A 13750-nucleotide genomic window follows, 5' to 3' on the forward strand; every position below is an offset into this window, starting at 1 on the left:
GAAACAACATCGATGGCAACTCAACCCAAGAAGATGGCGGTCTCCGCGACAGACGTGGCCGTGGACATCGTCAACATGAACAAGTGGTACGGCGATTTCCACGTGCTGCGCGACATCAATCTGAAGGTGATGCGCGGCGAGCGCATCGTCATCGCCGGACCGTCGGGCTCCGGCAAGTCCACCATGATCCGCTGCATCAACCGGCTGGAAGAGCACCAGAAGGGCCAGATCATCGTCGACGGCATCGAGCTGACGAACGACCTGAAGAAGATCGACGAGGTGCGCCGCGAGGTCGGCATGGTGTTCCAGCACTTCAATCTCTTCCCGCACCTGACGATCCTGGAGAACTGCACGCTGGCGCCGATCTGGGTGCGCAAGATGCCGAAGAAGGACGCCGAGCAGGTGGCGATGCACTACCTGGAGCGGGTCAAGATCCCCGAGCAGGCGCACAAGTATCCGGGCCAGCTCTCCGGTGGTCAGCAGCAGCGCGTGGCGATCGCCCGCTCGCTCTGCATGAAGCCGAAGATCATGCTGTTCGACGAACCGACCTCCGCCCTCGACCCGGAAATGGTCAAGGAGGTGCTGGACACCATGGTCTCGCTCGCCGAGGAAGGCATGACCATGCTCTGCGTCACCCACGAGATGGGCTTCGCCCGCCAGGTCGCCAACCGGGTGATCTTCATGGACCAGGGCCAGATCGTCGAGCAGAACGACCCGCACAACTTCTTCGACAATCCGCAGCACGAGCGCACCAAGCTGTTCCTCAGCCAGATCCTGCACTGAGGCCGGCGCGACGCCATCAGGCAAGGAAAACGACAACGGGCGGGCCGCAAGGTCCGCCCGCGGTCGTTTCGGGCATCGCGGTCGACGGCGCCCCGCCCCCCCCCTGCTCTCAAAAAAAATGGCCGGGGGGCCGACCAGAGTTGGCGCGGCATGCTCCGCGCGCGATCACCGGCCACCCGCCGCAGATGGCCGGGGGAGGTTGGCGTGGCCGTCAGATGGTGCCAGCGGTCATCTGCTCGGCAATGTAGTCGGCCTGGCGGATCGCCAGCGTCACGATGGTCAGCGTCGGGTTCTCCGCCGCCCCGGTGGTGAACTGGCTGCCGTCGGAGACGAACAGGTTCTTGATGTCGTGGGTCTGTCCCCACTTGTTGACGACGCCGTCTTCGGCCTTCTCGCTCATCCGGTTGGTGCCGAGGTTGTGGGTCGAGGGATAGGGCGGCGTCGGGAAGGTGCGGATCGCGCCGACCGCCTCGTAGAGCGCCTGGCCCTGCTTGTAGGCATGGTTGCGCATGGCGACGTCGTTGGCGTGGTCGGTGAACCAGACGTCGGGGATCGGCATGCCGTACTGGTCCTTGAGCGTCGCATGCAGTTTCACCGCGTTCTGCTCCTGCGGCATGTCCTCGCCGACGATCCAGAGCCCGGCGGTGTTCGCATAGCCGTCCATCGCGGAAGCGAAGGACCGGCCCCAGCCGCCCGGGTCGAGGAACGCGGCCATGAAGGGCACGCCGAGCGCCAGCGTCTCCATCTCGTAGCCGCCGACGAAGCCGCGCTTGGGATCGTGATGCGCCTCGTCCTGGATGATGCCGGCCATGGTCGTGCCGCGATAGAAGTGCACCGGTTTCTCGAACACGGCATAGACCGAACCGGTCGTATGCCGCATGTAGTTCTTGCCGACCTGGCCGGAGGAATTGGCAAGCCCGTCCGGGAACTTTGCCGAGGCCGAGTTCAAAAGCAGCCGCGGGCTCTCGATCGAATTGCCGGCGACACAGACGATCCGCGCCTTCTGGCTCTGCAGCTTGCCGTCCTTGTCGGCATAGACGACGTTGGTCACCTTGCCGTCGTCGCCGTGCTCGATCCGCACCACATGCGACTTCGGCCGCACCTCGAGCCTGCCGGTCGCCTCGCCCTTCGGGATTTCCGTATAGAGCGTCGACCACTTCGCGCCCCATTTGCAGCCCTGGAAGCAGAAGCCCGTCTGCTGACAGCTCATCCGGTCGTCGCGCTCGGCGGAGTTGATGGCCATCCGGCCGGTGTGACACTTCTCGTAGCCGAGCTTGTCGGCCCCGGCCTTGAAGACCTTGAAGTTGTTGTTGCCGGGCAGCCCCTCGATCCCGTGGGTGCGGGTCACGCCCATCTTGTCCTCGGCCTTGGAATAGTAGGGCTCGAGTTCGGCGAGCGTGATCGGCCAGTCCAGGAGATTGGCGCCCTCGACCTTGCCGTAGGTGGAAAGCGCCTTGAATTCATGCTCCTGGAAGCGCAGCGAGGCGCCGGCCCAGTGCGTCGTCGTCCCGCCCACGGCCTTGACGATCCAGGCCGGAAGGTTGGGAAAATCCTTCGAGACGCGCCAGCCGCCGCCGGTCGTGCGGTGATCGAGCCAGGCGAGCTGGGCGAAGCTGTCCCACTCGTCGTTGATGAAGTCTTCGTATTCGATGCGCGCACCCGCCTCGAGGATGACGACGTCGATCCCCTTCTGCGCCAGTTCATTGCCCAGCGTGCCGCCGCCGGCACCCGAGCCGATGATGACGACGACGCTGTCATCGTCCAGTCTGTATGGAGCTGCCATGCTTTCCTCCCGGTCTGTCTCTGCGATCGGCACGTCCGTGCCCGGCGGGCGCCCTCCTCCGGCGCCGGCCCTCGCCCGGCCCTACAGCCACTCGATGTCGTCGAAACCGCGGCTGATGTAGCCGCCCTTCGAATAGGATTCGCCCTCGTAGCCGAAGTGTGGCCAGAGTTCCTTCTGGTTGTACAAGGAGACGACGAGGTCGCCGCGCACCGCCTGGAAGAAGGGCGTCGTCTCGATCTCGCGCAGGATCGCGACGCGGTCGTCCTCCCAGCCGAGCCCGCGGTAGCCGCCAGCGCCGACCCGCCTGTCGAGCTCGGCAATGCCCACCTCGATCAGTTCCCGGTGCGCCGGGTCCTTGCCCGCCTTCACGTCCTGCCCCTTCACGGCGATGGCGTAGAAGCGGTCGGGGATCTGGTCGTGCGGGTAGATGTCGCGGGCGAGCTTGATCAGCGTCGCCATGGTGTCCGGCTTCAGCGCCGTCGTCTCGAGGCCCCAGGCGCGATCGGGGCTGATCACCGCATTGCCGGTGACGATCAGCGCGGCCCCGATCGTGCCGCGCTTGAGAAGCTCGCGCCGCGACAGGCCGGATTGCGGACCCGCGCCGCGCTCGTAGATCGTGGTCATGTTCGTTCCTCCCATTGCATCCTTGGCCGGCGGCCCTCCTCCGGCCGCCAGCCTGTTCACTTGAAGCGGCCGTGCCGCTGCAGTACCTCGATCTTGTAGCCGTCGGGGTCGGTGATGAAGAAGAAGCGGGCGAGCAGGCTGCCCTCGCGGTTGAATTCGACGATCCTGCCGGGCTCGAGCCCGAGCGCGCCCATCCGCGCATGCTCGCCGTCGAGGTCGTCGACGGAGACGGCGAGATGACCGTAGCCGTCGCCGAGCTGGTAGGGTTCGGCGCGCCCCTTGTTGATCGTCAGTTCGAGCTCGAACGGGCTTTCGCCATTGCTCATGTAGACGAGGGTGAAGGTCTCGAAATCCAGCCTCTCGGCCACCGTCAGCCCGAATGCCTTGCCGTAGAACGCCACCGAACGCGTCTCGTCCAGGACCCTGATCATCGAATGTATGGTTTTGGCCACGCTGCCCTTCCCGGTTCTTGCGAATGCGACTGATGCTTTCGAGATTGCGCCCGGAACGGCGGGATCGGGTAGCAGCCCGTTACCGCATGCAAAATTTCTCTGATCCGGAGTGAAAACCGAAGGATTTTGCGCGATCTGCCGGCAACAAGGGACAGTTTGACCGAAGCCGACGCCCAACGCATAATCGCGCCCATAAGAACAAGACTGGAGGAAAGATCATGTGTGAGGTCTTTGCGGGCCAGGACCCGCAGCGCTACCGCCCCGTCAACCGTTCGGTCCGAATCGGTGGTCATTCCACCAGCATTCAGATCGAGGCCGCCTTCTGGGACCTCATCGACGAGATCGCCGCAAGCCAGGGCCTGTCGACGTCCCGCTTCCTGTCGACGCTCTACGACGAGGCGCTGCTGATCAACGGCTCGGTCTCGAACTTCGCCTCGCTGCTGAGGACGAGCTGTCTGATCTACCTGATGGCCGGAAGCACCAAGGACACGGCCGAGCGCACCTTCCGCATGGTCGCCGCCGAGTAGGGCCGGCCCGACCGATCGCCAAGGCTAGCGTCACAGATCAACGGGGCAATGGCGGAGATACGTTGGTCGGAGTGGAGAGATTCGAACTCCCGACCCTCTGGTCCCAAACCAGATGCGCTACCAGGCTGCGCTACACTCCGCCGATCCGTGGCCGCGGAGATACACGCATCCCGCTGCCGCCGCAACTGCAAAAGTGGCAATACCGGTACCGCTTTCCCGCCACATCGGGCATGCCGCCCCGGCGTCCCGGCCGGGTTTCTCAGTCGTCGAAGATGTCCTCGACGACGATCCGGCTCGTCAGCAGCAGCGACCTGTCCGGCTGGATGAAGTAGGTTTCCTCCACCGTCCGGCCGTACTGGTCGGTGAAGCGGTGGTGGAACCAGCTGCCGATCGGGGACTTGGTCAGCTTCGTCCGGGGCTGGCCGCCATAGGTGATGCTGCCGGGAATGGGCTCGGGATAGTTGCCGCCGGTGGCGGACGTGCAGCCCTCGACGCAGAAGGAAACCGCGCAGATGAGGAGCGGAACGCCGCCCAGCCTTTTGGTCCTGTTGTGCATCCTGTCCATTCCTTTGCGCCCTTCGCGCCACCGGCCGCGCGGCCTGCGCCGCAAGCGCGCACCCGCATGGTGCCTTCCGCCCTCGCATCAGGTCCGAAACTGCCGGCCGCGACGGCGGCAATCCGGCCTCCTTGTCTGCAACCTTCCCCTTCTTCTTGAGATGGTGGATTTCCCGCTCGCGGCAAGGGCGGCGACTTGAAAACAGCGGCGCCCGCGCCGCGCCCTTTCGCCGCCCGCTGCGGCCGTTGAATTGCCCGCTGCCGGATGCTATGCAGCCCGGCAGATGCGGCGCGCAGCCGGGGAGCATCCGTGCGCGTGCATTGGCCGTTGACCGATTCTGCGCTAAGGATGCGCGGGTGCCGGCGCGGCACCACAGAGAATTCATCGGAGCCCGAGAGACCCATGTCCGCGAAGATCTACCGTCCCGCCAAGACCGCCATGCAGTCCGGCCAGGCGAAAACGCATCGTTGGATCCTGGAGTTCGATCAGGAGCGCGCCCGCACGATCGATCCGATCATGGGCTATACCAGCTCCGGCGACATGCGCCAGCAGGTCAAGCTGACCTTCGAGACCCGCGAACTCGCCGTCGCCTATGCCGAGCGCAACGGCATCGAGTACCGTGTCGTCGAGCCGCACGACCCGACCCGCAAGAAGGTCGCCTACCCGGACAATTTCCGTTTCAACCGCATGCAGCCCTGGACGCACTGACGCCAGCCTGCGGTCCCAAACGGCCCCTTAGCTCAGCTGGATAGAGCAACTGCCTTCTAAGCAGTAGGTCGCAGGTTCGAATCCTGCAGGGGTCGCCAAAACCATTGAAATCATTATGGAAATTCTTCCGCCCAGCTCTTCCCGATCGATCCGACCGGCGACAAGGCGGACGACGTTCCAGCTTGCTCGCCCGGCGCAAACCGGTTCCCTTCCTTTTGCCACACGGAACACAGCGCCCCCGCCCAGCCGGCGTGTTGATGCCGCCGCCTTTGGAAAGGCTGTGCACCAGCGCCCCGGCGACCGCGCCAGCCCAGCTGGTTGCGCCTCGGGCACCTGCCGTCGGGCACGCCCTGCCCGGACAGGATCCCCTCTACAGAAAGATCATCGGGGATCGCCGACAATGACTTCGCAGTAACCGAGCAGATGATCCTGCTACACGCGACGCGGGAAATCACGGCGGCGAAGATACATGTGCAAATTCCCAAGTTGGTCAATCTTGCTCCGCACCTTGGACACAGTTCGTTCCTATGGAGCGATTGGGCCGGGGCACTCAAGTGACGAAGAATGACCTTCGAGGAGATAGACTGAATGCCGAAGCACAGCGCGAATGAGCAATATCTGTTGGAACTGATCAATGCGGAGAGGGCAAAGACGGGTGCGCAGCCACTGGCCTTCGACAATGATCTCAGCGAGGCCGCCGAGGGGCACAGCAAGTGGATGCTCGCTGCCGACGTTTTCTCGCATACCGGTTCCGGGGGATCCAGTTCGACGCAACGCATGAAGGCGGCGGGCTATGTCCTGCAGGGGTCCTGGGCCACGGGCGAGAATATCGCCTGGGCGACGACCCGGGCGCCGACCGGCTATCAGGATGAAGTCAAGCTTCTGCAAACCAACCTGATGAACTCGTCCGGCCATCGCGCCAACCTTCTCAACCCGAATTTCCGCGAGATCGGCCTCGGCGTCGAGGTCGGCGACTACAAGGGCCGCAGCAGCGCATTCGTAACCCAGGATTTCGCAAAGTCCGGTTCCGACCTGTTCCTGACGGGCGTGGCGTTCGACGATCGTGACGGCGACCGCTTCTACGACGTCGGCGAGGGTCTCGGCAGCATCACGGTGACGGCCAAGAATTCGGCCGGCCAGGTCTTCAAGACCACGACGTCCGCCGCCGGCGGCTATGACCTCGTGCTGAAGCCCGGCACCTACACCGTCACCTTTTCGGGCGCCGACATTGCGACGTCGACCAAGAAGGCGACGATCGTCACGAAGAACGTGAAGGTCGACCTTGTCGATCCGGCCCAGAAGGCGGCGCCCCTGAGTGCCAATGCCGCAGCAGACACCTCGGCACCCGCCGGCGACGAGGCAAAGGCCCCGACGGAAAAGAATGGCGATCATCGCGCGCTTGCGCTCGACGAAGACCAGCTGCATTTCCACGCCTCGACGGAGGCTGCCGGCAACGCCGATGAAATCGCCCATGTGTTCGAGGGGGCGTTTGCGAACCTCGGAGACCGGGATGCTGCCGCCTCCCGGTTCACGCACCATTCGGCCGACTTCCATCTGCCGACGGACGTCGCCGATGCCGCGCATGACGGGCTGGCGAAGCTCCTCGCCCAACTGGCAACGGGTCAGGGCCACGTGAATGCGGACCTCATTCTCTGAGCTTCGTCCGCAAGGAAGACATCGCGGATTCCCGTCACGGCGGGGATCCGCGAAAAGAACTGGCAGCCGCGTCGCCGTATCGCCCGTTCGGCCTATCTGTCCGCGCGCGGCGTCAGCGCAGCAAGGCCCAGAACAACGTGCCGAGCCCGACGATTAGGACTGCGACCAGCGCGAGCAATCGCCCCAGCCCTTCGTTCGTGTTGGAGTTGCGCCCCACGATCCAGTAATAGAGCGAACCGCGATCGTCCTCGTTGTCCATTCCGGCGCCTCCGCCCGTTGAAGACATCGCCAACGCCCGTCACCGGCTTACGCAGCGCGACGACCTTTGACCAGGCGCAGGCAGGACAACAGAGGCCCGACCGCAAGCGCCCGGGCGACCATGGTCCGGTCCCGGCGCCGGCCGCGACCCGCTGACGTTCTCAGAACGGGATGTCGTCGTCCATGTCGCGCGAGAACGAACCCGCGCCGCCGCGGCCGGAGGACGAGGACGACGGCTGCGAACCGTAGTCGTCGTAGCTCGGGGCGCCGCCGCCGCCGAAGTTGCCGGCGCCGCCGAAGTCGGAGCCGCCGCGACGGTCGCCGCCGCCCTCGCCGCGCCCGTCGAGCATCGTCAACGTCGAGTTGAAGCCCTGCAGCACGACTTCCGTCGAGTAGCGGTCGTTGCCGTTCTGGTCCTGCCACTTGCGGGTCTGCAGCGCGCCTTCGATGTAGAGCTTGGCACCCTTCTTCACATACTGCTCGACGACCTTGCACAGGCCCTCGTTGAACACGACGACCGTGTGCCACTCGGTCTTCTCGCGGCGCTCGCCGGAATTGCGGTCGCGCCAGCTCTCCGACGTCGCGATCCGCAGGTTTGCGATCGGACGGCCGTCCTGGGTGCGCCGGATCTCCGGATCCGCGCCGACGTTCCCGATCAGGATTACCTTGTTGACGCTGCCTGCCATCCGCTTTCGTCCCTGTTGCCGCGCCGGACGCTGCGCCCGGCTGCCTGAATTTTCGATCCGCGCATCTTAGACGTCGAAGCCGCCCTGCGCCGCCCCGGCGCCCGGGTAATCCACAGTTCAGATCGCCGCGACCAGAATTCGATTTATTTCGTTCTTTTTTTGTTCTAGTTAATCGCTAACATCTTGTCAACCGAATCGGAAAGAGGCAGGGTTTCGTCGCAACGTGCATGGACAGCTTTGCTCCAGTCCCTACATAGGGTGCGCAGACGCAAAAGCCACTTTCACTTTAAGACCCGACGACTGGCGCTGGACACATGAGCGAACTGAAGACCATTTCCATCCGCGGTGCGCGCGAGCACAACCTCAAGGGCATCGACCTCGACCTGCCGCGCAACAAGCTGATCGTCATGACCGGCCTGTCCGGCTCCGGCAAGTCGTCGCTTGCCTTCGACACCATCTATGCCGAGGGCCAGCGCCGCTATGTCGAGAGCCTTTCGGCCTATGCGCGCCAGTTCCTGGAGATGATGCAGAAGCCCGACGTCGACCAGATCGACGGGCTGTCGCCGGCGATCTCGATCGAGCAGAAGACGACCTCGAAGAACCCGCGCTCCACGGTCGGCACGGTCACCGAGATCTACGACTACATGCGCCTCCTGTTCGCGCGCGTCGGCGTTCCCTATTCGCCGGCGACGGGCCTGCCGATCGAGAGCCAGACGGTCAGTCAGATGGTCGACCGCGTGATCGATTTCGGCGAGGGCACGCGCCTCTATATCCTGGCGCCGATCGTGCGCGGCCGGAAGGGCGAGTACAAGAAGGAACTCGCCGAGCTGATGAAGAAGGGTTTCCAGCGCGTCAAGGTCGACGGCCAGTTCTACGAGATCGCCGACGTTCCGGCGCTGGACAAGAAATACAAGCACGACATCGACGTCGTCGTCGACCGCGTCGTCGTCCGCCCCGACCTGGCCGCCCGCCTCGCCGACAGTCTCGAGACCTGCCTGAAACTCGCCGACGGGCTGGCGATCGCCGAGTTCGCCGACAAGCCGCTGCCGCCGGAGGAGACGGCCGCGGGCGGTTCTGCCAACAAGTCGCTGAACGAGACGCACGAGCGGGTCATGTTCTCGGAGAAGTTCGCCTGCCCCGTCTCCGGCTTCACCATTCCGGAGATCGAGCCACGGCTGTTCTCGTTCAACAACCCCTTCGGCGCCTGCCCGACCTGCGACGGCCTCGGCAGCCAGCAGAAGATCGATCCGGACCTGATCGTGCCGGAACCGCAGCGGACGCTGCGCGACGGCGCCATCGCGCCCTGGGCCAAGTCGTCCTCGCCCTACTACAACCAGACGCTGGAGGCGCTCGGCACGGCCTACGGCTTCAAGCTCTCCAACCGCTGGTCGGACCTGCCCGAGGCGGGCCAGAAAGCCATCCTCTACGGCACCGACGAGAAGATCGAGTTCCACTATCAGGACGGCGCCCGCTCCTACAAGACGACCAAGACCTTCGAGGGCATCGTGCCGAACCTCGAGCGACGCTGGAAGGAGACGGATTCGGCCTGGGCGCGCGAGGAGATCGAGCGCTTCATGTCGGCCGCCCCCTGCCCCGCCTGCAACGGCTTCCGCCTGAAGCCGGAGGCGCTGGCGGTGAAGATCAACAGGCTGCATATCGGCGAAGTCACCGACATGTCGATCCGCGTCGCGCGCGACTGGTTCGACGTCTTGCCGGAGCACATGAACGCCAAGCAGAACGAGATCGCAGTCCGCATCCTGAAGGAGATCCGCGAGCGGCTGCGCTTTCTGAACGACGTCGGTCTCGAATATCTCAGCCTGTCGCGCAATTCCGGCACGCTGTCGGGCGGCGAGAGCCAGCGCATCCGGCTCGCCTCGCAGATCGGCTCGGGGCTGACCGGCGTGCTCTACGTCCTCGACGAGCCGTCGATCGGCCTGCACCAGCGCGACAATGCCCGCCTGCTCGACACGCTACGCCACCTGCGCGACATCGGCAACACCGTGATCGTCGTCGAGCACGACGAGGATGCGATCCTGACGGCGGACTACGTCGTCGACATCGGCCCGGCCGCCGGCATCCATGGCGGCGAGGTGATCGCACAGGGCTCGCCCGACGAGATCATGGCCAATCCGAAGTCGCTGACGGGCAAATACCTCTCCGGCGAGCTCGCCGTCGCGGTTCCCGCCGAGCGCCGCAAGCCGAAGAAGAAGAAAGAGATCACCGTCGTCGGTGCCCGCGCCAACAACCTGAAGAACGTCACCGCCTCGATCCCGCTCGGCGTCTTCACCGCGGTGACCGGCGTCTCCGGCGGCGGCAAGTCGACCTTCCTGATCGAAACGCTCTACAAGTCCGCCGCCCGCCGCGTCATGGGCGCGCGCGAGATCCCGGCCGAGCACGACCGCATCGACGGCTTCGAGTTCATCGACAAGGTGATCGACATCGACCAGTCGCCGATCGGCCGCACGCCGCGCTCGAATCCTGCGACCTATACCGGCGCCTTCACGCCCATCCGCGACTGGTTCGCGGGACTGCCGGAGGCGAAGGCGCGCGGCTACCAGCCGGGCCGCTTCTCCTTCAACGTCAAGGGCGGGCGCTGCGAGGCCTGCCAGGGCGACGGCGTCATCAAGATCGAGATGCATTTCCTGCCGGACGTCTACGTCACCTGCGACGTCTGCCACGGCAAGCGCTACAACCGCGAGACGCTCGACGTCACCTTCAAGGGCAAGTCGATCGCCGACGTGCTCGACATGACGGTCGAGGAAGGCGTGGAATTCTTCTCCGCCGTCCCGGCCGTGCGCGACAAGCTGAAGACGCTGAACGAGGTCGGCCTCGGCTACATCAAGGTCGGCCAGCAGGCGAACACGCTGTCTGGCGGCGAGGCGCAGCGCGTCAAGCTCGCCAAGGAACTTTCCAAGCGCTCGACGGGACGCACGCTCTACATCCTCGACGAACCGACCACCGGCCTGCATTTCCACGACGTCGCCAAGTTGCTCGAAGTGCTGCACGAACTGGTCAACCAGGGCAATTCCGTGGTGGTGATCGAGCACAATCTGGAAGTGATCAAGACCGCCGACTGGATCATCGACTTCGGCCCCGAGGGCGGTGACGGCGGCGGCGAGGTGATCGCCAAGGGCACGCCCGAGGAGGTGGTCAAGGTCGAGCGCTCCTATACCGGCCAGTTCCTGAAGGAGCTCCTGGAGCGGCGGCCGGCGAAGAAGGTGGCGGCGGAGTAGGACGGATGATCCTGATCGGGCAGTACGATTCCTCCTTCGTCCGCCGGGTGGCGATCGCGCTGCGGCTCTATGACCTGCCGTTCGAGCACCAGCCCTGGTCGGTCTTCGGCGACGGCGACAAGATCCGCGCCTACAATCCGCTGATGCGGGTGCCGACGCTGGTGCTCGACGACGGCGAGGTGCTCGTCGACAGTCCCTCGATCATCGACTACATCGACGGGCTCGTGGCGCCGGAGCGGCGGTTGCTGCCGGTCGAGGGGGCGGAGCGCCGGCACGGGCTGAAGGTCATGGCGCTGGCGACCGGCTTTGCCGACAAGGGCGTCAGCCTGTTCTACGAGGAGCGGATCCACAAGGAGCCCTCGGTCCTCTGGGTGGAACGCTGCAAGGTGCAGATCGCCGCCACGCTCGACGTGCTCGAGGCCGACCGCAAGCGTGCGACCGGTCCCTACTGGTTCGGCGCGCGCATCAGCCACGCCGACATCGCCGTCGCCTGCGCGATCCGGCACATGAGCGAGGCCCATCCCGGGCTGATCTGCCCGAGCCAGCGCCCGGCGCTCGCGGCGCACTGCAGCACGCTGGAGGCGCTGCCGGTCTTCCAGGAAATCTCGCAGCCCTTCACGGCGCCGGCCTGAGCGGCCGGCCTTCATCCCAGGGAGTGACCCCATGACCAAATCCGGCACCATCAGAACCGGCATCGGCGGCTGGACTTTCGACCCCTGGGAAGGAACGTTCTATCCCGAGAAACTGTCGAAGAAGCGCCAGCTCGAATTCGCCAGCCGCGAACTGACCGCCATCGAGGTCAACGGCACCTACTACAGCTCGCAGAAGCCGGAGACCTTCGCCAAATGGGCGTCCGAGGTGCCGGACGGTTTCATCTTCTCGCTGAAGGCCAGCCGCTACACGACGAACCGCAAGGTGCTCGCCGAGGCGGGCGAATCGATCGAGCGCTTCCTCACGCAAGGGCTGACCGAGCTCGGACCGCATCTCGGGCCGATCCTGTGGCAGTTCGCGCCGACGAAGAAGTTCGAGCCGGACGATTTCGAGGCTTTCCTGAAGCTCCTGCCGGAAAAGCAGGACGGGCTATCGCTGCAACACGCGCTGGAGGTCCGCAATGCCTCCTTCATGGTGCCGGAATTCGTGGCGCTGGCCCGCAAGCACAAGGCTGCGATCGTCTATGCCCATCATGACGACTATCCCGAGATCGCCGACGTGACGGCGGATTTCGTCTATGCCCGGCTGCAGCGGGGCTCGGACGACATTGCCACCTGCTACCCGGCAGCCGCGCTCGACGAATGGGCGGGGCGGCTGAAGGCCTGGGCCGCCGGCGGTCAACCGGAGGACCTGCCGCTCGTCGATCCCGCCCACAAGCCGGCAGCGGAGCCGCGCAACGTGTTCGCCTTCTTCATCACATCCGGCAAGGTGAATGCGCCGAACGGCGCGCGCGAACTGCAGAAGCGCGCACAGCCGGCCGGCTGACGGGAGGACGGCCGCCGAAGCGGCGGCTGCGAGAGGTGACGCGGTAGGTCCAGCCATCCACGCCGGATGCCCCCGCGATGACGCTACGCTACGATGTAGCCGTCGCCGGGCGGCGGACCCGGTCGAGCAGCCGCGGGCCGAGTGCCGTGAGCACGAGGCCGCAGACGACGAGCGCAGCGGCCGCCAGCCGGGTCGGGCCGAAGCTTTCCCCGAATACCAGCGCGGACGAGCTCATGCCGAAGACCGGCACCAGCAGCGAGAACGGCGCCACGGCGGAAACCCCGTGCTTGCGGATCATGTAGCCCCAGACGCCGAAGCCGAAGACCGTCGCGACATAGGCGATATAGGCGACCGCCCCGAGCCCCTGCCACGACAGCGCCGCGAGCGCGGCGAGGTCGCGGTCCAGCCCCTCGGTCGCAAGCGAGATGAGCGCCAGCGGGATCGGCGGCACGAGGCTGACCCACACCATCAGCGCCAGCATGTCGACCTGCCCGACCTTCTTCATCAGCATGTTGGACACAGCCCAGGCCAGGGCGGCGCCGAGCGCCAGCGCCAGCCCCGCATAGGTGAAGCCGCCGTCGACGGTCGAAGCGATGATGGTCATCCCGGCGAGCGCCACGAGGATGCCGACGACCTGCACCGGGCGCGGCCGCTCGCCGAAGACGATCGCCGCCAGGATGACGGTGAAGAAGGCCTGCGCCTGCAGGAGCAGCGAGGCGAGCCCGGCCGACAGGCCGACATCCATGGCGATGAAGAGCAGGCTGAACTTCACCACGCCCAGCACCAGGCCGATGCCGAGGATCAGCCGCCAGGGCACGGACGGGCGTGGCAGGAAGAAGACGAGCGGCAGGGCTGCGAACAGAAAGCGCAGCGCCGAAAACAGGATCGGCGGAAAATTGGCGATGCCTATCTTGATGACGACGAAGTTGAACCCCCAGAGCGCCGCCACCAGCACCAGCAGGGCGATATCGATCAGGCCCATGGACATGTCTTCTCTTCACGCTTCGA

At 65.3% G+C, this 13750-nt stretch carries 14 protein-coding genes and 2 tRNA genes; 8 read left to right on the forward strand and 8 right to left on the reverse strand.

Translation table 11 applies throughout. The features are described 5' to 3' along the window. Nucleotides 1-12: 12 nt before the first annotated feature. Entirely contained in the window at nucleotides 13-783 is a 771-nt protein-coding gene (locus P0086_RS16185) for an amino acid ABC transporter ATP-binding protein (protein WP_112598955.1), read from the forward strand. A gap of 211 nt (nucleotides 784-994) precedes the next feature. Here P0086_RS16185 and P0086_RS16190 read toward each other — a convergent pair whose 3' ends face one another. From P0086_RS16190 to P0086_RS16200, 3 genes are all read right to left on the reverse strand, one after another. Beyond that, entirely contained in the window at nucleotides 995-2566 is a 1572-nt protein-coding gene (locus P0086_RS16190) for a GMC family oxidoreductase (protein ID WP_275787346.1), read from the reverse strand. An 81-nt stretch (nucleotides 2567-2647) separates the two neighbouring features. Beyond that, nucleotides 2648-3190, reverse strand: a complete 543-nt coding sequence (locus P0086_RS16195; RefSeq protein WP_275787349.1) for a twin-arginine translocation signal domain-containing protein — start codon at nucleotides 3188-3190, stop codon at nucleotides 2648-2650. Between the two features lie 56 nt (nucleotides 3191-3246). Then, nucleotides 3247-3642 (reverse strand): VOC family protein, encoded by a 396-nt coding sequence (locus P0086_RS16200; protein ID WP_148178829.1) that lies wholly within the window; start codon nucleotides 3640-3642, stop codon nucleotides 3247-3249. 218 nt (nucleotides 3643-3860) lie between these two features. Between P0086_RS16200 and P0086_RS16205 the strand changes: the two genes are divergently transcribed. After that, nucleotides 3861-4169, forward strand: a complete 309-nt coding sequence (locus P0086_RS16205; protein ID WP_112598963.1) for a ribbon-helix-helix domain-containing protein — start codon at nucleotides 3861-3863, stop codon at nucleotides 4167-4169. Nucleotides 4170-4232: 63 nt separating this feature from the next. Here P0086_RS16205 and P0086_RS16210 read toward each other — a convergent pair. Both P0086_RS16210 and P0086_RS16215 read right to left on the reverse strand, forming a co-directional pair. Continuing rightward, nucleotides 4233-4309 (reverse strand) — tRNA-Pro (locus P0086_RS16210). A gap of 119 nt (nucleotides 4310-4428) precedes the next feature. Beyond that, nucleotides 4429-4725, reverse strand: a complete 297-nt coding sequence (locus P0086_RS16215) for a hypothetical protein (RefSeq protein WP_345799315.1) — start codon at nucleotides 4723-4725, stop codon at nucleotides 4429-4431. Between the two features lie 402 nt (nucleotides 4726-5127). Between P0086_RS16215 and P0086_RS16220 the strand changes: the two genes are divergently transcribed. From P0086_RS16220 to P0086_RS16230, 3 genes are all read left to right on the forward strand, one after another. After that, nucleotides 5128-5433: an ETC complex I subunit gene (locus P0086_RS16220; protein ID WP_112598966.1), complete on the forward strand. Its 306-nt coding sequence runs from the start codon at nucleotides 5128-5130 to the stop codon at nucleotides 5431-5433. Between the two features lie 21 nt (nucleotides 5434-5454). Further along, nucleotides 5455-5531: transfer RNA gene (locus P0086_RS16225), tRNA-Arg, on the forward strand. A 490-nt stretch (nucleotides 5532-6021) separates the two neighbouring features. Beyond that, complete coding sequence (locus tag P0086_RS16230; RefSeq protein ID WP_275787355.1) at nucleotides 6022-7089, forward strand: CAP domain-containing protein; 1068 nt, start codon at nucleotides 6022-6024, stop codon at nucleotides 7087-7089. A gap of 112 nt (nucleotides 7090-7201) precedes the next feature. Here P0086_RS16230 and P0086_RS16235 read toward each other — a convergent pair whose 3' ends face one another. Together P0086_RS16235 and P0086_RS16240 are read right to left on the reverse strand one after the other, a co-directional pair. Next, nucleotides 7202-7348, reverse strand: a complete 147-nt coding sequence (locus P0086_RS16235) for a hypothetical protein (RefSeq protein WP_275787357.1) — start codon at nucleotides 7346-7348, stop codon at nucleotides 7202-7204. Between the two features lie 160 nt (nucleotides 7349-7508). Then, a complete protein-coding gene (locus tag P0086_RS16240; protein WP_112612421.1) occupies nucleotides 7509-8033 on the reverse strand; it encodes a single-stranded DNA-binding protein in 525 nt (174 codons plus the stop codon). A 314-nt stretch (nucleotides 8034-8347) separates the two neighbouring features. Here P0086_RS16240 and uvrA point away from each other — a divergent pair, with 314 nt between their 5' ends. Genes uvrA through P0086_RS16255 form a run of 3 tightly spaced genes read left to right on the forward strand, consistent with a single transcriptional unit; the run spans nucleotide 8348 to nucleotide 12742 of the window. After that, nucleotides 8348-11266 (forward strand): excinuclease ABC subunit UvrA, encoded by a 2919-nt coding sequence (gene uvrA / locus P0086_RS16245; protein WP_148178826.1) that lies wholly within the window; start codon nucleotides 8348-8350, stop codon nucleotides 11264-11266. 5 nt (nucleotides 11267-11271) lie between these two features. Beyond that, the gene (locus P0086_RS16250) at nucleotides 11272-11898 is read left to right on the forward strand and encodes a glutathione S-transferase family protein (RefSeq protein ID WP_275787362.1); all 627 of its coding nucleotides are present in this window, start codon (nucleotides 11272-11274) and stop codon (nucleotides 11896-11898) included. A gap of 31 nt (nucleotides 11899-11929) precedes the next feature. Beyond that, nucleotides 11930-12742, forward strand: coding sequence for a DUF72 domain-containing protein (locus P0086_RS16255; protein ID WP_275787365.1), 813 nt, complete (start codon nucleotides 11930-11932; stop codon nucleotides 12740-12742). A gap of 88 nt (nucleotides 12743-12830) precedes the next feature. Here the strand turns inward: P0086_RS16255 and P0086_RS16260 are convergent, their stop codons facing one another. Beyond that, complete coding sequence (locus P0086_RS16260; protein ID WP_112612624.1) at nucleotides 12831-13724, reverse strand: EamA family transporter; 894 nt, start codon at nucleotides 13722-13724, stop codon at nucleotides 12831-12833. Nucleotides 13725-13750 lie beyond the last annotated feature (26 nt).

Origin of the sequence: Mycoplana sp. MJR14 (genome assembly GCF_029210525.1) — a bacterium.
In the GTDB taxonomy this organism is placed as follows: Bacteria; Pseudomonadota; Alphaproteobacteria; order Rhizobiales; family Rhizobiaceae; genus Mycoplana.

What these genes read in the sequence shown, in the direction of transcription:
- P0086_RS16250 (WP_275787362.1), top strand. Translation starts at nt 11,272, where the DNA reads ATGATCCTGATCGGGCAGTACGATTCCTCCTTCGTCCGCCGGGTGGCG.
- uvrA (WP_148178826.1), top strand. Translation starts at nt 8,348, where the DNA reads ATGAGCGAACTGAAGACCATTTCCATCCGCGGTGCGCGCGAGCACAAC.
- P0086_RS16260 (WP_112612624.1), bottom strand. Translation starts at nt 13,724, where the DNA reads ATGGGCCTGATCGATATCGCCCTGCTGGTGCTGGTGGCGGCGCTCTGG.
- P0086_RS16220 (WP_112598966.1), top strand. Translation starts at nt 5,128, where the DNA reads ATGTCCGCGAAGATCTACCGTCCCGCCAAGACCGCCATGCAGTCCGGC.
- P0086_RS16205 (WP_112598963.1), top strand. Translation starts at nt 3,861, where the DNA reads ATGTGTGAGGTCTTTGCGGGCCAGGACCCGCAGCGCTACCGCCCCGTC.
- P0086_RS16185 (WP_112598955.1), top strand. Translation starts at nt 13, where the DNA reads ATGGCAACTCAACCCAAGAAGATGGCGGTCTCCGCGACAGACGTGGCC.
- P0086_RS16230 (WP_275787355.1), top strand. Translation starts at nt 6,022, where the DNA reads ATGCCGAAGCACAGCGCGAATGAGCAATATCTGTTGGAACTGATCAAT.
- P0086_RS16195 (WP_275787349.1), bottom strand. Translation starts at nt 3,190, where the DNA reads ATGACCACGATCTACGAGCGCGGCGCGGGTCCGCAATCCGGCCTGTCG.
- P0086_RS16235 (WP_275787357.1), bottom strand. Translation starts at nt 7,348, where the DNA reads ATGGACAACGAGGACGATCGCGGTTCGCTCTATTACTGGATCGTGGGG.
- P0086_RS16240 (WP_112612421.1), bottom strand. Translation starts at nt 8,033, where the DNA reads ATGGCAGGCAGCGTCAACAAGGTAATCCTGATCGGGAACGTCGGCGCG.
- P0086_RS16190 (WP_275787346.1), bottom strand. Translation starts at nt 2,566, where the DNA reads ATGGCAGCTCCATACAGACTGGACGATGACAGCGTCGTCGTCATCATC.
- P0086_RS16255 (WP_275787365.1), top strand. Translation starts at nt 11,930, where the DNA reads ATGACCAAATCCGGCACCATCAGAACCGGCATCGGCGGCTGGACTTTC.
- P0086_RS16215 (WP_345799315.1), bottom strand. Translation starts at nt 4,725, where the DNA reads ATGCACAACAGGACCAAAAGGCTGGGCGGCGTTCCGCTCCTCATCTGC.